At 62.6% G+C, this 16,021-nt stretch carries 17 protein-coding genes and 3 tRNA genes; 16 read left to right on the plus strand and 4 right to left on the minus strand.

Annotation, left to right across the window (positions count from 1 at the left end; genetic code table 11):
- The 3 genes from pyc to RA20_RS22995 form a co-directional block, all read left to right on the plus strand.
- The coding region (gene pyc, locus RA20_RS22985; RefSeq protein ID WP_039134625.1) for a pyruvate carboxylase at nt 1-3,165 on the plus strand (3,165 nt) is incomplete at its 5' end.
- A gap of 72 nt (nt 3,166-3,237) precedes the next feature.
- Nucleotides 3,238-3,729: a DUF2314 domain-containing protein gene (locus RA20_RS24825; protein ID WP_082018105.1), complete on the plus strand. Its 492-nt coding sequence runs from the start codon at nt 3,238-3,240 to the stop codon at nt 3,727-3,729.
- 117 nt (nt 3,730-3,846) lie between these two features.
- A complete protein-coding gene (locus RA20_RS22995; protein WP_039134628.1) occupies nt 3,847-5,421 on the plus strand; it encodes a hypothetical protein in 1,575 nt (524 codons plus the stop codon).
- 30 nt (nt 5,422-5,451) lie between these two features.
- Here the strand turns inward: RA20_RS22995 and RA20_RS25925 are convergent, their stop codons facing one another.
- On the minus strand, nt 5,452-5,625 hold the full coding sequence (locus RA20_RS25925) for a hypothetical protein (RefSeq protein WP_193748905.1): 174 nt from the start codon (nt 5,623-5,625) through the stop codon (nt 5,452-5,454).
- 158 nt (nt 5,626-5,783) lie between these two features.
- On the opposite strand from RA20_RS25925, the gene RA20_RS23000 reads away from it, so the two are divergent.
- The 7 genes from RA20_RS23000 to RA20_RS23030 all read left to right on the plus strand — a co-directional run bounded on the left by RA20_RS23000 (nt 5,784) and on the right by RA20_RS23030 (nt 10,228).
- Nucleotides 5,784-5,858, plus strand: a tRNA-Gly gene (locus tag RA20_RS23000).
- A gap of 143 nt (nt 5,859-6,001) precedes the next feature.
- Nucleotides 6,002-6,961 (plus strand): DNA cytosine methyltransferase, encoded by a 960-nt coding sequence (locus RA20_RS23005; RefSeq protein ID WP_039134632.1) that lies wholly within the window; start codon nt 6,002-6,004, stop codon nt 6,959-6,961.
- A 54-nt stretch (nt 6,962-7,015) separates the two neighbouring features.
- Nucleotides 7,016-7,918, plus strand: a complete 903-nt coding sequence (locus RA20_RS23010; protein WP_039134635.1) for a NaeI family type II restriction endonuclease — start codon at nt 7,016-7,018, stop codon at nt 7,916-7,918.
- Nucleotides 7,903-8,316: a very short patch repair endonuclease gene (locus RA20_RS23015; protein ID WP_039134636.1), complete on the plus strand. Its 414-nt coding sequence runs from the start codon at nt 7,903-7,905 to the stop codon at nt 8,314-8,316. Before RA20_RS23010 ends, RA20_RS23015 begins: the two co-directional genes overlap by 16 nt.
- Before the next feature lie 89 nt (nt 8,317-8,405).
- Nucleotides 8,406-8,480 (plus strand) — tRNA-Gly (locus RA20_RS23020).
- A 156-nt stretch (nt 8,481-8,636) separates the two neighbouring features.
- Nucleotides 8,637-8,711, plus strand: a tRNA-Gly gene (locus RA20_RS23025).
- 164 nt (nt 8,712-8,875) lie between these two features.
- Nucleotides 8,876-10,228, plus strand: coding sequence for an aminotransferase (locus RA20_RS23030; protein ID WP_039134638.1), 1,353 nt, complete (start codon nt 8,876-8,878; stop codon nt 10,226-10,228).
- A 373-nt stretch (nt 10,229-10,601) separates the two neighbouring features.
- On the opposite strand, the gene RA20_RS23035 is transcribed toward RA20_RS23030, so the two are convergent.
- Nucleotides 10,602-10,841, minus strand: coding sequence for an Lrp/AsnC family transcriptional regulator (locus RA20_RS23035; protein WP_039134640.1), 240 nt, complete (start codon nt 10,839-10,841; stop codon nt 10,602-10,604).
- Nucleotides 10,842-11,015: 174 nt separating this feature from the next.
- On the opposite strand from RA20_RS23035, the gene hisB reads away from it, so the two are divergent.
- From hisB to hisH, 3 genes are all read left to right on the plus strand, one after another.
- Entirely contained in the window at nt 11,016-11,603 is a 588-nt protein-coding gene (gene hisB, locus RA20_RS23040; protein ID WP_039134642.1) for an imidazoleglycerol-phosphate dehydratase HisB, read from the plus strand.
- A gap of 52 nt (nt 11,604-11,655) precedes the next feature.
- Nucleotides 11,656-12,138 (plus strand): GFA family protein, encoded by a 483-nt coding sequence (locus tag RA20_RS23045; RefSeq protein ID WP_052249144.1) that lies wholly within the window; start codon nt 11,656-11,658, stop codon nt 12,136-12,138.
- A 68-nt stretch (nt 12,139-12,206) separates the two neighbouring features.
- Complete coding sequence (gene hisH, locus RA20_RS23050; RefSeq protein ID WP_039134645.1) at nt 12,207-12,845, plus strand: imidazole glycerol phosphate synthase subunit HisH; 639 nt, start codon at nt 12,207-12,209, stop codon at nt 12,843-12,845.
- Between the two features lie 102 nt (nt 12,846-12,947).
- On the opposite strand, the gene RA20_RS23055 is transcribed toward hisH, so the two are convergent.
- The gene (locus RA20_RS23055) at nt 12,948-13,679 is read right to left on the minus strand and encodes an AraC family transcriptional regulator (RefSeq protein WP_039134648.1); all 732 of its coding nucleotides are present in this window, start codon (nt 13,677-13,679) and stop codon (nt 12,948-12,950) included.
- Between the two features lie 107 nt (nt 13,680-13,786).
- On the opposite strand from RA20_RS23055, the gene RA20_RS23060 reads away from it, so the two are divergent.
- Both RA20_RS23060 and RA20_RS23065 read left to right on the plus strand, forming a co-directional pair.
- Entirely contained in the window at nt 13,787-14,323 is a 537-nt protein-coding gene (locus RA20_RS23060) for a peroxiredoxin-like family protein (protein WP_039134651.1), read from the plus strand.
- Nucleotides 14,324-14,420: 97 nt separating this feature from the next.
- Entirely contained in the window at nt 14,421-14,672 is a 252-nt protein-coding gene (locus tag RA20_RS23065) for a WGR domain-containing protein (protein ID WP_039134654.1), read from the plus strand.
- A gap of 2 nt (nt 14,673-14,674) precedes the next feature.
- Here RA20_RS23065 and RA20_RS23070 read toward each other — a convergent pair whose 3' ends face one another.
- Nucleotides 14,675-15,073 carry a DUF2147 domain-containing protein gene (locus RA20_RS23070; RefSeq protein WP_039134657.1) on the minus strand — a complete coding sequence of 133 codons (399 nt, stop codon included), beginning with the start codon at nt 15,071-15,073 and terminating at the stop codon, nt 14,675-14,677.
- A 135-nt stretch (nt 15,074-15,208) separates the two neighbouring features.
- On the opposite strand from RA20_RS23070, the gene hisA reads away from it, so the two are divergent.
- A complete protein-coding gene (hisA, locus tag RA20_RS23075) occupies nt 15,209-15,931 on the plus strand; it encodes a 1-(5-phosphoribosyl)-5-[(5-phosphoribosylamino)methylideneamino]imidazole-4-carboxamide isomerase (protein WP_039134660.1) in 723 nt (240 codons plus the stop codon).
- Nucleotides 15,932-16,021: the final 90 nt, after the last annotated feature.

Raw genomic sequence — 16,021 nt, forward strand, 5'->3', positions numbered from 1 at the left:
TTTGTGGATGCCTGCGCGCGGAACGGCATCACCTTCATCGGCCCCAAGGCAGAGACCATGCGGGCGCTTGGCGACAAGGCCTCGGCGCGGAAAGTGGCGATTGCCGCGGGCGTGCCGGTTATCCCGGCGACCGAGGTGCTGGGCGACGACATGGACGCGATCCGCAAGGAAGCCAAGGAAATCGGCTATCCCTTGATGCTGAAAGCCTCCTGGGGCGGCGGCGGCCGCGGCATGCGCCCGATCCTGGGCGAAGCGGAGCTGGAAGAGAAGGTGCTTGAGGGGCGCCGCGAAGCGGAAGCCGCCTTTGGCAACGGCGAGGGCTATCTGGAAAAGATGATCACCCGCGCCCGCCACGTCGAGGTGCAGATCCTCGGCGACAAGCATGGTGAGATCTATCACCTGTGGGAGCGCGACTGCTCGGTGCAGCGCCGCAACCAGAAAGTGGTCGAGCGCGCCCCTGCCCCCTATCTGTCGGAAGAGCAGCGCGCCGAGCTCTGCGACCTGGGCCGCAAGATCTGCGCCCATGTGAACTATGAATGCGCGGGCACCGTCGAATTCCTGATGGATATGGAGTCGGGCAAGTTCTACTTCATCGAAGTGAACCCGCGGGTGCAGGTGGAGCATACCGTGACCGAAGAGGTCACCGGCATCGACATCGTGCAGGCGCAGATCCTGATCGCCGAAGGCAAACCGATTGCCGAAGCCACCGGCAAGGCCAGCCAGGCTGATATCCGCCTCAACGGCCACGCGCTGCAGACGCGCGTCACCACCGAGGATCCGCTGAACAACTTCATCCCGGATTACGGCCGCATCACCGCCTACCGCTCGGCCACCGGCATGGGCATCCGCCTGGACGGCGGCACCGCATATGCGGGCGGCGTGATCACCCGTTATTATGACTCGCTGCTGACCAAGGTCACTGCCTGGGCGCCGACGCCGGAGAAGGCGATTGCCCGCATGGACCGCGCGCTGCGCGAGTTCCGGGTCCGCGGCGTGTCGACCAACATCGCGTTTGTTGAGAACCTGCTGAAGCACCCGACCTTCCTGTCGAATGAATACACCACCAAATTCATCGACGAGACCCCGGACCTGTTCAGCTTCAAGAAGCGGCGCGACCGCGGCACCAAGGTGCTGACCTATATCGCCGACATCACCGTGAACGGCCACCCGGAGACCGAAGGCCGCGCGGCACCCGCTGCCGACCTGAAGGAGCCGCGCGCGCCGCATGCCGAGCCGGGCAACCTGCCCTACGGCACCCGCAACCTTCTGGAGCAGAAAGGCGCCCAGGCCGTTGCCGACTGGATGAAGGCGCAGCGCCAGCTGCTGCTCACCGACACCACCATGCGCGACGGCCACCAGTCGCTGCTCGCGACCCGGATGCGCTCGATCGACATGATCAAAGTGGCGCCGGCCTATGCGCAGCATCTGAACCAGCTGTTCTCGGTGGAATGCTGGGGCGGTGCGACCTTTGACGTGGCCTACCGCTTCCTGCAGGAATGCCCCTGGCAGCGCCTGCGCGACCTGCGCGAGCGGATGCCGAACCTGATGACCCAGATGCTGCTGCGCGCCTCCAACGGCGTCGGCTACACCAACTATCCGGACAATGTGGTGCAGGAGTTTGTGCGCCAGGCGGCGGAGACCGGTGTCGACGTGTTCCGCGTCTTCGACTCGCTGAACTGGGTTGAAAACATGCGCGTTGCCATGGACGCCGTGGTCGAGAGCGGCAAGGTCTGCGAAGGCACCGTCTGCTATACCGGCGACATCCTGGATCCGAACCGCTCCAAGTACGACCTCAAGTATTATGTCGGCATGGCGAAGGAGATGGAGGCCGCAGGCGCCCATATCCTGGGTCTGAAAGACATGGCGGGCCTCTTGAAGCCGGCCTCGGCGCGGGTGCTGATCAAGGCGCTGAAGGAAGAGGTCGGCCTGCCGGTCCACTTCCACACCCACGACACCTCCGGCATTGCCGGCGCCACCATCCTGGCGGCCGCGGATGCGGGCGTCGACGCGGTGGATGCAGCGATGGACGCCTTCTCGGGCGGCACCTCGCAGCCCTGCCTCGGCTCGATTGTCGAGGGCCTGCGCAACACCGACCGCGACACCGGCATCGACATCGCCAAAGTGCGCGAGATCTCCGGTTACTGGGAGCAGGTGCGCGGCCAGTATGCGGCCTTTGAGTCGGGCCTCGCGGCACCGGCCTCCGAGGTTTACCTGCACGAGATGCCGGGCGGCCAGTTCACCAACCTGAAGGCGCAGGCGCGCTCGCTGGGCCTGGAAGAGAAATGGGCCGACGTGGCGCAGACCTATGCCGACGTGAACCAGATGTTCGGCGATATCGTGAAGGTGACCCCGTCGTCCAAGGTGGTTGGCGACATGGCGCTGATGATGGTGTCCCAGGGCCTGACCCGCGATGAGGTGGAAAGCCCGGAAACCGACGTGGCCTTCCCGGACTCGGTTGTCGACATGATGCGCGGCAACCTGGGCCAGCCTCCGGGCGGCTTCCCGGAAGGCATCGTCTCCAAGGTGCTGAAAGGCGAAGCCCCGAATGTCGAGCGCCCCGGCGCCCATCTGGAGCCGGTCGACCTGGAAGCGGTCCGCGCGGAACTGTCGAAAGAGCTGGAAGGCTTTGCCGTCGATGACGAGGATCTGAACGGCTACCTGATGTATCCCAAGGTGTTCCTGGACTACATGGGCCGCCACCGCCAGTACGGCCCGGTCCGCGCCCTGCCGACCAAGACCTTCTTCTACGGTATGGAGCCGGGCGACGAGATCACCGCTGAGATCGATCCGGGCAAGACCCTGGAAATCCGTCTGCAGGCGGTCGGTGAGACCGACGAGAAGGGCGAGGTGAAGGTCTTCTTCGAGCTGAATGGCCAGCCGCGCGTGATCCGGGTGCCGAACCGCCTGGTCAAAGCCTCGACCCAAGCCAACCCCAAGGCGGAAGCCGGCAACCCCAACCACGTCGGCGCGCCGATGCCCGGTGTTGTGGCGAGCGTGGCGGTTCAGGCAGGCCAGCAGGTGCACGAAGGCGACATGCTGCTGACCATCGAAGCGATGAAGATGGAGACCGGCATCCACGCCGAGCGCGATGCAGTGGTCAAAGCCGTCCATGTCAACGCAGGCGGCCAGATCGACGCAAAAGATCTGCTGATCGAGCTGGAATAAGCCAGCGGATCAGCATTAAAGTTCAAGCTGCGGCCAGCCTTTGGCCGCAGCTTTTCTTTTTGGGAGTTTCAAATGATTAAGCCATTGCTTTTGTCGGCCGCTCTGGCCCTTGGCGCGACCGCTGCTGCAGCCGGTGATCCGGTCATTCAATTCGAAACGAGCGATGCGGAAATGAATGCCGCTATCGCCTCGGCCCAGGGCTCTATGGACTCCTTCTTTGCCCATGTCCTCGACAGCCAAGGCAAGGCGGCCGACGGCGCCATGGTCAAGGTGGCGCTGAAAACCAGCTATGGCCACGAGAACATTTGGGTGGACCAAATTACCCTTGCAGCAGATGGCGGGATGACCGGCAGACTGGCCAATGAACCCAATGATCTCCCTGGCAAGCACTTTGGCGATATTGTGAATTTCGACCGGACAGACCTGCGCGATTGGAGCCTGTTTACCGGCTCGGAGCTGTACGGCAATTTCACCACCCGGGTGATGGTGCCGCATTTGGACGAGGAAAACCGGGCACAGATGGAACAGTTGCTGTCGAAGCATCCCCTGCCGGCGGGCTGGTAAGCTGAACCGCGCCGGCGCCGGCTTCCGGCCTGCCGGCGCATTTTATTATCCTTAAACTTGACCTGCAGGCCGGGCGCTCCAAAACTCAAAGCAAGTTGATTTGTTTTGAGGTTTCTGATGGCTGTTCCCAAGCTCTCCGCCCCTGTGGGGCAATCCCCCCGTGAAAGTGAAGGCAAACCGGTCAAGAACAAAGGCGACGATGTGCTGCTGGTCCGCCGGATGCTGGAGGCCAACAAGATCGGCCCGCTGGGCACCTCCAAGAAGGTTGATGCGGGGCTGCTGAAGGCAATCGGCACCTATCAGAAGAAGATCGGTTTCAAGCGGCCCGACCATGTGGTGGATCCGGGCGGGCGCACGGTCACGGCGCTGCTGCCCAAGTTCAAAGCCCAAGTGGCCGCCGAGGAAAAGGCGGCGAAGGAACCCAAGCTGGAGGTGACCTTCCGCGGCAAGAAGATCCTGGTCACCCAGAAGGAATACGACAAGCTGAAGGCGGAGGTGATCAAGAACCTGACGCCCTACATGAAGTCGCTGATCAAAAACCAGAAATCCTGCCTGGAAACCTATCAGAGCTATCTCGACACCGCGATGATCAAGGACGGGGTTCTGAACGCCGTGGCGCAGGCAATCATCATCAAGGCGGGGTCGGTCAAGATGCCCGACAACAAGCTGGCAACCCGCTCAATCAGCGCGGCAGGCAAGCTGGAGCGGGCAATGTCGTCGAAGGATCTGAAACAGATCGACGAGGCGCTGCCTGCGGCGGAAAAGGCGATCAATGCCTTCAGCGACGACCTGCTGCGGTTCCTGAAAGAGTTCACCGGCTCGGCCCAGACCACCGGCACGGTTCTGATGGTCAGTTCAGCCGTGTGTTTTGCGGTGGTGGGCGCGCTGGCGGCGCCGGTGCTGGTCACTGGCGCCGGCATGAGCGCGGGCTCGGCTGCGGTGGTCTCTGGCGCGGGCGTGGGTGTGCTGCAGAGCGCCAGCCAGGAATTGGGCAAACACGCCAGCGGCCAGAAAGTGACCGTGTGGTCCTCGGTGCAGTCCATTGTCATCGACGGCACTATCGGCGGGCTGACAGCGGGCATCGGCAGCAAGATCCCGCTGGGGTTCTGCGACGACATGGCCAAGGCAGTGGCACCGCGGCTGGCCTCGAAGGTGCCCTTTATGGCCACCAAGCAGCTGGAGAAATTTATTTCCAACTACATCGCGGGCTCCGGTCAGGAGGTGATCAAATCGGCAATCGGCGAGGCGATCAAAGTGGTCGGGAAGATCGCCAAATCCGGCAAGGCGCCAACCGAGAAGGACTTCAACGACGCGGTCCAAAGCGTGCTCTATTCGGCGCTATTGGGCGGGCTGGTCAAGAACCTGGGTGGGTTCCAGAAGAAATGGGCCTATAAGAACAAGGACATGCTGCAGGGCAAGATCCTGCCCGACCGCTTTGCCAAGCTGGCCAAGGACAACAAGATCCCCAATACGCTGAAAGCGAAACTGTGGGCTGAAGTGTCCAACAAGGTCAGCGATGAGACGCTGAAAGCGGGTTATGGGGCGGTGATCAGTGCGGCTTCGGGCAAGGAAAGCGAGAGCCAGCTGACCGATATGGCCGCCAAGGCGGTGGAGAAGGACAAGAAGCTTCAGAAACTGGTCGATGCCGAGATGCTGAAGGCAATGAAGAAGCTGAAGATCGAAGCGAAGTGACAATCTGGCAGTTTCGGAAGCAGTGCCGCCTTAGACCGGGCGCTCCAGAACCTGGGGCAATTCTGCGGTTTCAACCTGCACCGGCTTGATTTCCTCGAACCGGTCTGTCCAATCCGCCTGTTTCTGCGGTGCTGCCTGCAGGGCCATGCCCAACGCAATTGCCGCGCTCAGACTGCCAATACGAATACCGTCTTTCAAAAGCATTTCACCAACTCTCCCGTTGCAAATCCGGCTGTTTGGAAATGAAACGCCCCTGCCCGCCCGTTCCGTCGCAGCTTTGAAAGATTTTTTTCATCCGGGATGTTTTTTCCGCTTGCAGCCTGGGCCCGGAGACCCTATTCCACCGCTCACCGGATGGCAGCGCGGGCGTAGCTCAGGGGTAGAGCATTACCTTGCCAAGGTAAGGGTCGTGAGTTCGAATCTCATCGCCCGCTCCATCGGAAAACGAACAGGCCGTCCCTCGGGGCGGCCTTTCGCTTTTCAGCAATTGCGCATAGTCTGGCCGGGGCGGAAATCCTTGTGCGGAATCACCTTATCGCTTAGGAACAGAGCAAGAACGCGAACGGACAGGCAGAGCAGAATGCTGACATCGGTAGAACTATGCGCAGGTGCGGGCGGCCAGGCCCTTGGGCTGGAAAAGGCAGGCTTTGACCACACTGCGCTGGTGGAGATCGACAAGCATTGCTGTGCCACCCTGCGCCACAACCGCCCTCAGTGGAACGTGCTGGAAGAAGACGTGCGCAAGTTCAAGGACGTTGCCGGTGACTACAAGGGCATCGACCTTCTGGCAGGCGGCCTGCCCTGCCCGCCGTTTTCGGTGGCCGGCAAGCAGCTGGGCGAGAAAGACGAGCGCAACCTGTTCGACGACGCGATCGAGATCGTTGATGCCACCCGCCCCCGCGCGGTGATGATTGAAAACGTGCGCGGATTTCTGGATGCAGTGTTCTCCGACTACCGGGAGAAACTGAAGAAACAGCTGTCGAAGCTGGGGTACGAGACCGACTGGCGGCTGCTGAATGCCTCTGACTTCGGGGTGCCGCAGCTGCGGCCGCGAGTGGCGATTGTCGCCCTGCGCAAGGAGTTTGCAGGCCAGTTCAATTGGCCCGAGCCGCTGCCGCATAATCCGCCGACCGTGGGCGCGACGCTGATCGATCTGATGAAGGAACGCGGCTGGCGCGGGGCTGAGGATTGGGCGGCCAAGGCGGATGAGATTGCGCCGACCATCGTCGGCGGCTCCAAGAAACACGGCGGCCCGGATCTGGGCCCGACCCGGGCGCGGCGCGCCTGGGCGGCGCTGGGGGTCGAGGGGCGCACCATCGCCAACGAGGCTCCGGACCCGTTCCACAACGACATGCCGCGCCTCACGGTGCGGATGGTGGCGCGTATTCAGGGCTTCCCCGACGAATGGCATTTCACCGGCGCCAAGACCAATGCCTACCGCCAGGTCGGCAATGCCTTCCCGCCGCCGGTGGCGGAAGCGGTGGCACGCGAGCTGAAGGCGGCGATTGCCAAGCCGAACCTGCATGCTGTGCGGGCGTAAAACCCCTCTGCCATTTCAGAGCCGAGGGCTGTGCCCGGCCCGGCGGGACACAATATGAAACAGAAACTTCCCGACAGCCTTGTTGTGCCGGGCCACCCGGATTTCGGCCTGCTGTTTGAGCTAATGGCCGAAATCACCACACGCGCCGGCGGCGCGCTGGCGCTGGAGTATGATGTGCCGCAGATGCTGCGGCGCTGCATCGACGATGTGATCATGACGCCCAAGACCGGGCGGCGCGCCTATGAGGATCTGGAAAAGACAGAGAAGACCTATATCGGCACGCGGGTCGAGATCGAGCTGCGGGCGCTGCTGGGTGTGAAAAAGGGGCGGCTGGACACCGAGATTCTGGACCACGATGTCGATATCAAGCACACCATGGGCACAAACTGGATGATCCCGACCGAGGCGCTGGACAGCGTCTGCCTGCTGGTGGCTGCGGATGAGGCGCGGGCGCGCTGTTATCTGGGTCTGATCAAGGCCCGCCCGGACTATCTGACCCGGGGCCAGAACAAGGACGCCAAGCGCAGCATCTCGGCCGAAGGGTTCAAGCATATTTTCTGGCTGTTCAAAGATCACCCCTACCCGGCGAATTTCTGGCGCACCGCGGATGCAGAGGCGGTGGAGCAGATCTTTGCCGCCGCCACCGGCAATGAACGCATGGCGCAGCTGTTCCGGCTGATCCAGCGCCAGCCGATTCACCGCGACGCGGTGGAGGCCGTGGCACAGCAGAAGGACTTCATGCGCCGGATCCGGGCAGACGGCGGCCACGGCACCCGGGATATTCTGGCGCGCGAACAGATCGTGCTGCTGGAAGGCCAGAAGGATGCCCAGCTGATCAAGGCGCTGGAGCTGCCGCCCTGCCCGGCCAGCGCCTTTATTTCCTGCCGGATTGAAAGCAGCTACCATGCCCGCATGGTGGAACAATCCAGGCATCACGTGGAATGGCCGACACCCTGACACCCGAGCGGCGCAGCGCCAATATGGCCAGGATCCGCGCCAAACACACCAAGCCGGAGATGCTGGTGCGCCGCTTGGTACACGGGATGGGGTTCCGCTACCGGCTGCACCGCAAGGACCTGCCCGGCAAGCCGGACCTGGTGTTCGGGCCGCGGCGCAAGGTGATCTTTGTGCATGGCTGCTTCTGGCATCTGCATGACTGCCGCGACGGCCGCATCCCCTCTTCGCGGCGGGACTATTGGGAACCCAAGCTGCTGCGCAATGTGGAACGCGACGCCGAGCATCTGGCCGCGCTGGAAGGTGCAGGGTGGCAAGTGCTGACCGTCTGGGAATGCGAGACCAAGGACCAGGAAGAGCTGGAGGTGCGGCTGCGCAACTTCCTGGATAAGCAAAATTAGGTTTATCCACAGTTGCTTGCGCGGTTTTTCATTTTTCCGCTTGCAGCCCCATGGGGAAAGCCCTACATACCGCCTCACCGAATGGCAGCGCGGGCGTAGCTCAGGGGTAGAGCATTACCTTGCCAAGGTAAGGGTCGTGAGTTCGAATCTCATCGCCCGCTCCATTCGAAACCGAAAAGGCCGCCCTTTGGGGCGGCTTTTTGGTTTTCAGGCCGCCGCCGGACCGCCTCCGGACCCTCGGCATTTTCTTTACCTTCCTGTCATTTTCCGCTTGCGGTGCAGCCCCGGATTTCCTATTCACCGCCTCACCGAATGGCAGCGCGGGCGTAGCTCAGGGGTAGAGCATTACCTTGCCAAGGTAAGGGTCGTGAGTTCGAATCTCATCGCCCGCTCCATTTGGAACCGAAAAGGCCGCCCTCCGGGGCGGCCTTTCGCTTTTTCAAGGCTACGCGCATAATTTGATCAAATTCCTTTTGACCTGCGATGCAAAGCCGGCCAATGCTACGGCAAAGGCGCCCCTTAGGTCATTTGAGGGGCGGTTCGTGCAAGGAGTTTGGCCATGGCCCCAGTCATCTATCCCACCACCAACTTCACCGCGACCGAGCAGCTGTGCCTGGACCGCGGCGAAGGCATCTATGTCTATGACACCGACGGCAACAAATACATCGAAGGGCTGGCGGGCCTGTGGTGCACCTCGCTGGGCTACAGCAATACCGAGGTGATGGACGCGATCACAGAGCAGCTGCACAAGCTGCCGTTCTCGCACACCTTCGGCGGCAAGACCCATGAGCCGATCATGCAGCTGGCCGAGAAGCTGAAGGCGATGGTGCCGGTAGAGGACGCCTACATCTTTTTTGGCAACTCCGGCTCAGACGCCAACGACACGCACTACAAGATGCTGCGCTACTACTTCAACGCCATCGGCAAGCCGGAGAAGCGCAAGATCATCACCCGCGAGCGCGGCTATCACGGGGTGACGGTGGCGGCAGGCTCGCTGACCTCCCTGCCCGCCAACCTCGCGCATTTCGACGCGCCGCTGGAGGCGCTGTCGATCCTGCGCTCGGATTCGCCGCACTATTACACCGGCCGTCAGGGCAATGAGACCGAGGAACAGTTTGTCGACCGGATCATCAATAACCTGGAAGAGCAGATCCTGGCCGAAGATCCCGACACCATTGCCGCGATGATTGTCGAGCCGATCACTGGTGCCTCAGGCGTGATCGTGCCGCCGGAGGGCTATTACGAGAAGCTGCAGGCGCTGTTGCGCAAGCATGGCATCCTGGTCTGGGCCGATGAGGTGATCACCGGCTTTGGCCGTACCGGCGCGGACTTCGGCTGCACCACCATGGGCATCAAGCCGGATCTGATGACATTCGCCAAGCAGCTGTCGTCGGCCTATTTCCCGATCTCGGCCTCGGTGATCCCGGGCTACATGTATGAGGCGATGATCGACCAGACCAATGAGGTTGGCGTGTTCGGCCATGGATACACCTACTCGGGCCACCCGGCGGCCTGTGCAGCGGCGCTGAAAACGCTGGAGATCTATGAGCGCGACAACCTGTTTGAGCACGCAGCAGAGGTCGGCGCGCATATGCAGGCGCAGCTCCGCGAGATCTTCACCGATCACCCGCTGGTCGGCGAAGTGCGCGGCAAAGGCCTGATCGCGGCGCTGGAACTGGTGTCGAACAAGACCACCGGTGCCAGCTTCGACAAGGGCATCGCCGGCGCGACAGCGCAGAAGGCCTGCGAGGCCAACGGCCTGATCATCCGGGCGGTGGCCGGCAATGCCGTGGCGCTGTGCCCGCCGATCATCATCACCAAAGATGAGGCCGACGACATGCTGGCGCGGATGAAAAAGGCCATCGACGCCACCTACGCAGACCTCAAGGACAAGGGTCTGGTTGCAGGCTGAAGCAAACAAGTTTCCGTGAAACGCCCCGGTTCTGCCGGGGCGTTAACCTTTAAACGGCTGAAACCAAAGCGCTAAAGGCGATTGCAAGCCGGATGGCAGATTTTTCTGAAATTCCGGCAAAAATCCGCTACACTAGGCGCAGTTTGTTTCAGACTGAGATTTTCACAATGACGCGCCGTTCCGGCATTGCCGGCTCCTCCGCAAGACACACCGCCGCAAGGTTCCGCTTTTGAACCTGTAAAGGCTTTGCAGCGAATCTCTCCCTGCTGAAACGCAGACCGGGCGCCTGTTCCGGCCATGAGTTCCGATGGGGACCGGGGACCCTCAAAGCCCCTCGCGGCAGGTATCGCTGCGGGGGGCTTTGTTTTTTGGATCAGAAGACCTTGAAGGTCATCGTGGTCAGTGAACGCTCGATCCCGTCAATCGGCAGAAGCTGTTCGTTGATGTATTTGCCGACATCTTCGCCGGTGGGGATGTAGAGCTTCATCAGCAAGTCGAAATTGCCGCTGGTGGAGTAGAGTTCGGAGTGGATTTCGCGCAGAGCAATCTCCTCGGCCACCTTGTAGGTGGTGCCGGGCTTGCAGCGGATCTGGACAAAGACGCAGGTGGACATGAGTGCCCCTTGTGGCTGAACAATTGTTTGTGCCCAAGCTCGCACGCGCTGCCGCGGGGCGCAAGAGTCCGGGATTGCTGCAACAGATTGCCGCCATTGCACAATGGCGCACTTGAGCCGCTCCCCCTGCCCGCCCTATAAGCGCCTCGCAGCTTGAGGAAGGACAGCCCGCAGATGCGTACAGCCAGCGTAACCCGCAAAACCGCGGAAACCGATATCTCGGTCGAGATCAACCTCGACGGCACCGGGGTTTACGACAACCAGACCGGGGTTGGATTCTTTGACCACATGCTGGACCAGCTGGCGCGCCATTCGCTGATCGACATGACCATCCGCGCCAAGGGCGATTACCACATCGACGACCACCACACGGTGGAGGACACCGGCATCGCGCTGGGTCAGGCGCTGGTGCAGGCACTGGGGGACAAGAAGGGCATCCGCCGCTATGGCGAGTGCCACCTGCCGATGGATGACGCACAGGTGCGCTGCGCGCTGGACCTGTCGGCGCGCCCGTTCCTGATCTGGAATGTGGAACTGCCGACCCAGAAGATCGGCGCCTTTGACACCGAGCTGGTGCGGGAGTTCTTCCAGGCGCTCAGCACCCACGGCGGCATCACCTTGCACATCGACCAGCTGCATGGGTTCAACAGCCATCATATTGCCGAGGCCGCGTTCAAGGCGGTGGCGCGGGCGCTGCGGCTGGCAGTGGAAACCGATCCGCGCAAGGCGGATGCGATCCCCTCGACCAAAGGGGCGCTGTAACGCCTGATCTGTGATATGCTCCCTGCAGTTGTTTTTGCGGGGAGCGTTCTCAATGCATGTTCATGACGGCGGCTGCCTGTGCGGCGGATTGCGTTACCAGGTGGCCGGCGATCCGCTGTGGGTGACAGCCTGTTTCTGCCGCTTTTGCCAGCGGGCCACCGGGGCACTCGGCATGATAGAGCCGATCTTTGACACCGCGCAGTTTCAGTTGAGCAAAGGGGACCCTTCCCGCTACGTTCATGTCTCGGCTGGCAGCGGCAAGGAAGTGAACGTGCATTTCTGCGCCGCCTGCGGCACCAAGACCCACCTGACATTCCAACGCTGGCCCGACCGGCTGGGGGTCTATGCCGGCACGTTCGACGATCCCGGCTGGTTTGAATTCGCACCGGACAACAGCAAGTACATCTTTCTGGACGATGCAGTGCGCGGCGCCATGGTGCCGCCGGGTTTCAAGACCTTCCGGCAGCACGCCGCCACCGCGGATGGCACGCCGCTGGAGCCGGAAATCTTGGATGAGGTGCTGCACATCCGCTGAAGGCTTGGCAGCGGCCGGCGGTTGCGCTAGGCAGCGGGCGAGACTGACACCGCCTGGAGAGCCTGTTCATGCTGACCGCCATCATCGACTATGAATCCGGCAATCTGCATTCCGCCGAAAAAGCGTTTCAGCGCATGGCACGGGAAATGGATGCGGGCGAGGTTGTGGTGACCTCGGATGCTGATGTGGTGGCACGGGCCGACCGGCTGGTGCTGCCCGGCGACGGTGCCTTTCCGGCCTGCGCGGCTGAGCTGCGCGGCCACAAGGGCATCTATGACGCCATGGTCGAGGCGGTGGAGCAGAAGGGCCGCCCGTTCCTGGGCATCTGCGTCGGCATGCAGCTGATGGCCACCACCGGCCATGAATACGAAGAAACCCCGGGCCTGGGCTGGGTCGGCGGCGATGTGGTGAAGATCACCCCCGCGGACGCAGCGCTGAAAGTGCCCCACATGGGCTGGAATGATCTGGTAATCGAGGCAGAGCACCCGGTGTTTGACGGCATCAAGACCGGCGACCACGTCTATTTCGTGCACTCCTACCATTTCCGCGCGGCCAACCCGGCCGAACGGCTGGCGCATGTGGATTATGCCGGCGACGTAACAGCAGTGATCGGCCGGGACACGATGGTCGGCATGCAGTTCCACCCGGAGAAAAGCCAGGCCACCGGCCTGCGGCTGATCGGCAACTTCCTGACCTGGAAACCCTGAGGGCACGGCGCTGACGCGCCGCTGCCTCCCCTCTCGGCGGCAAAGCCGCCTGCCGGTCAGCTGGACAGGGGTATTTAGGACCAGAAAGAAGCTGCAGGGCTTTTAGGCCGCAACGGTGCGCAACGAAACCGGTGCAACGCCGTAAGCTTTGCGGAAGGCACGGGTGAAGCCTTCGGGGGATCCGTAGGCATAGCGGCGCGCCACCGCCTCGACCCGGTCGCCGCGCTGCAAGTCCTGATGCGCCAGGATCAGCCGCCACCGGCGCAGATAGCCCATCGGCGTTTCCCCGACCTCAGCGCCAAAGAGCTCAGCGAAGCGCGACAGCGACAGCCCCGCCTCCTGCGCCAGGTCAGAGTTGGTCCAGAGCCTGCCCGGGTGGTCATGCATCGCCACGATGGCGCGGCTGAGGCGCGGGTCGGCAAGGCCTGCCAGCAGACCGGGTTCTGTGGCGCCTCTCTGGATCCGGTTGCGCAGCAGGCGCACCATCAGCACCTCGCCCAGCCGGTTGATCACCGATTGCGCGCCGCAGTGCTGGCCCTCCGCTTCCTCCTGCATCAGCCGCACCAGACCCTGCGCCTCTGCATTGCCGGAGACCTCGTAATCCACAATTTCCGGCAGTGCCGCCAGGAACGGGTTGCTCTGCCCCGACCATTCCACCCGCGCCGCCCACATGAGGGTCTCAGCAGCCAGCCGGGGCTGCGGGCCGCGGGTGTAATAAAGTATCCGGACCGGCTCGCCAGCCGCATCCGCAAGGGCGATCAGATTGGCCTCCCCCGGCCCGGCAGCCCGCACAGCCAGCTGAAAGCGGTCCATTAATGTGGTCAAGCGGTCCATGCTTCCGGTGTTTCCATCAGGTTTTTCGGATTTATGAGACAGTAACCTGCGCGATACAGTCAGGCAACCATCACTCACATGATCCACCGCTTACGAGGACTTTGCCCATGCTGATCCCCCGCCAGAAGACCCCGAACCTGACACTGCCGACCCTGGACCATGGGCAGTTCGATCTGTCCTCGGAGCAGACCGAGCGCGGCACTGTTGTGTGTTTTTACCGCGGGTTGCACTGCCCGCTGTGCGCCACCTATCTGAAAGAGTTCGAGAAGAAGGTTGCGGCCTTTGCAGAACGCGGTGTCAATTGCATCGCCATCAGCTCGGACGGCGAGGAGCGCACCCGCGCCATGGCCGACAAGATCGAGGCCAAGGACCTGCGGTTCGGCTATGACCTGCCGCTGTCCGTCGCCAAGGAATGGGGTCTTTATATCTCCACATCGCGCGGCAAGACCTCGATCGGCATCGAAGAGCCCGCGCTGTTCTCGGAACCCGGCCTGTTTCTGGTAACGCCAGAGCAGACGCTGTATTACGGTGCGGTGCAAACCATGCCCTTTGTGCGCCCGCATTTCGCCGAGCTGGTGGCGGCGCTGGATTTCGCCATCCCCAACAACTACCCGGCACGCGGCGAATACACCGGTGAGGTTTGACCGCACCGGCCGGTAAAAACCGGCCGATTGAGCAATAGACAAGAGGTCCGCTTCCATGCATACGGGGCGGACCTTTTTTTGCGCCTCAGGGTCCCCTTTGCACATCCGTTTCGAGAAATACGACCACGCCGAAGGCAAGCACCGCTATTGCCTGATTAGCCTGACGCCGACGCTGTTCGGCGACTGGTGCGTGGAACGTGCGACCGGGCCGCTGAACGCGCCGGGCGGCGCGCAAAAGCGCACCTATTTCGCCGCCCATGGCGAGGCGCTGGCGATCTTTGAGCGGTTCCGGAACCAGCAGCTTAAGCGCGGCTATGCGCCGATCCCGGTGCAGCTGGGGCTGTTCTAAGCCTATTTGACCCGCGACCAGGTCTGGCCGCGGCAGATCAGACCGCCGGCCACGCAGCCCTTCACCGTCAGCGCATTGCCGCTGAGAGACATTTTCGACGCATAGGTCTTGCCGGAATCCGGCGCCCAGATCTTGCCGCCGGAATAGCTGCCGCTGCCCTCGCTTGCCATGTCCCAGATCATCCGCTTGCCCTTATGCGCATAGCCTGCCTGCTCGGTGCCGTCGGCGCTGTAAGCCGCCTGAATGGTGCCGCAAACCGCCGTACCGCAGGGGCTGACCGCCACATGCAGATAGCCGCCGGTATCGCCCGGCTCGGTCTGCCAGAGGCCCGCAGCCGGATCCGCCGCCGCCGCACTTGCCAGCCCCAGTGCAAGGACCGCGCTTGCCATCAGGTGTTTCATCCCTATTCCTCCCTGTTTTGGAGGCAGCCTGTCCTTCTTGGCCGATCCAAGGCAAGGTTGACTTCGGGTCGCGTTGCAATCTGCCCCCGCGTTGTGCAAAACACCGCCAGCTTGATTTCACGAAGGACCGCCCGGATGATCCTCTACCCCGCGATTGACCTCAAAGACGGCCAGGCCGTGCGCCTGCTGCATGGCGAGATGGACCAGACCACCGTGTTCAACGACAACCCTGCCGCCCAGGCGCTGGAGTTTGTCGAAGCGGGCTGCGAATGGCTGCACCTGGTGGATCTGAACGGCGCCTTTGCCGGGGAGCCGGTGAATGCCGCTCCGGTCGAGGAGATTCTGAAGCAGACCAAAGTGCCCGCACAGCTGGGCGGCGGCATCCGCGACATGGCAACCATCGAACGCTGGATCGGCAAGGGTCTCGCCCGCGTCATCCTGGGCACCGTGGCGGTGGAAAACCCGGATCTGGTGCGCGAGGCCGCGCGCGAATTCCCCGGCAAAGTCGCCGTCGGCATCGACGCCCGCAACGGCAAGGTCGCGACCAAAGGCTGGGCCGAGGAAACCGGTGTGATGGTCACCGATCTGGCCAAAAGCTTCGAGGACGCAGGTGTCGCCGCCATCATCTACACCGACATCCTGCGCGACGGCGCCATGAAGGGCCCGAATGTCGAGGCTACTGCGGATCTGGCCAATGCTGTCAGCATCCCGGTGATCGCCTCCGGCGGCGTCTCTTCGCTGGATGATCTCAGGGCGCTGAAATCCTGCGGCGCGCCTCTGAATGGCGCCATTTCCGGCCGGGCGCTTTATGACGGCGCCATCGACCTTGCTGAGGCGCTGGCCACGCTCAAGGCCTGAGCTTCTTTCTGGTCTGAAATACCCCGGGGGTGAATGGGCCAATGGCCCAGAGGGGGCAGCGCCCCCACCTCCCCCCGTCACAACGGCTAC

Origin of the sequence: Leisingera sp. ANG-Vp, assembly GCF_000813725.1 — a bacterium.
Classification (GTDB): Bacteria; Pseudomonadota; Alphaproteobacteria; order Rhodobacterales; family Rhodobacteraceae; genus Leisingera.

Bases quoted from the DNA above. Each gene is read 5' to 3' on its own strand.
- RA20_RS22995 (WP_039134628.1), top strand. From the start codon at position 3,847: ATGGCTGTTCCCAAGCTCTCCGCCCCTGTGGGGCAATCCCCCCGTGAA.
- RA20_RS25925 (WP_193748905.1), bottom strand. From the start codon at position 5,625: ATGCTTTTGAAAGACGGTATTCGTATTGGCAGTCTGAGCGCGGCAATT.
- RA20_RS23010 (WP_039134635.1), top strand. From the start codon at position 7,016: ATGAAACAGAAACTTCCCGACAGCCTTGTTGTGCCGGGCCACCCGGAT.
- RA20_RS23005 (WP_039134632.1), top strand. From the start codon at position 6,002: ATGCTGACATCGGTAGAACTATGCGCAGGTGCGGGCGGCCAGGCCCTT.
- RA20_RS23060 (WP_039134651.1), top strand. From the start codon at position 13,787: ATGCTGATCCCCCGCCAGAAGACCCCGAACCTGACACTGCCGACCCTG.
- RA20_RS23070 (WP_039134657.1), bottom strand. From the start codon at position 15,073: ATGAAACACCTGATGGCAAGCGCGGTCCTTGCACTGGGGCTGGCAAGT.
- RA20_RS23030 (WP_039134638.1), top strand. From the start codon at position 8,876: ATGGCCCCAGTCATCTATCCCACCACCAACTTCACCGCGACCGAGCAG.
- RA20_RS23015 (WP_039134636.1), top strand. From the start codon at position 7,903: ATGGCCGACACCCTGACACCCGAGCGGCGCAGCGCCAATATGGCCAGG.
- RA20_RS23055 (WP_039134648.1), bottom strand. From the start codon at position 13,679: ATGGACCGCTTGACCACATTAATGGACCGCTTTCAGCTGGCTGTGCGG.
- RA20_RS23035 (WP_039134640.1), bottom strand. From the start codon at position 10,841: ATGTCCACCTGCGTCTTTGTCCAGATCCGCTGCAAGCCCGGCACCACC.
- hisA (WP_039134660.1), top strand. From the start codon at position 15,209: ATGATCCTCTACCCCGCGATTGACCTCAAAGACGGCCAGGCCGTGCGC.
- hisB (WP_039134642.1), top strand. From the start codon at position 11,016: ATGCGTACAGCCAGCGTAACCCGCAAAACCGCGGAAACCGATATCTCG.
- RA20_RS23045 (WP_052249144.1), top strand. From the start codon at position 11,656: ATGCATGTTCATGACGGCGGCTGCCTGTGCGGCGGATTGCGTTACCAG.
- RA20_RS24825 (WP_082018105.1), top strand. From the start codon at position 3,238: ATGATTAAGCCATTGCTTTTGTCGGCCGCTCTGGCCCTTGGCGCGACC.
- hisH (WP_039134645.1), top strand. From the start codon at position 12,207: ATGCTGACCGCCATCATCGACTATGAATCCGGCAATCTGCATTCCGCC.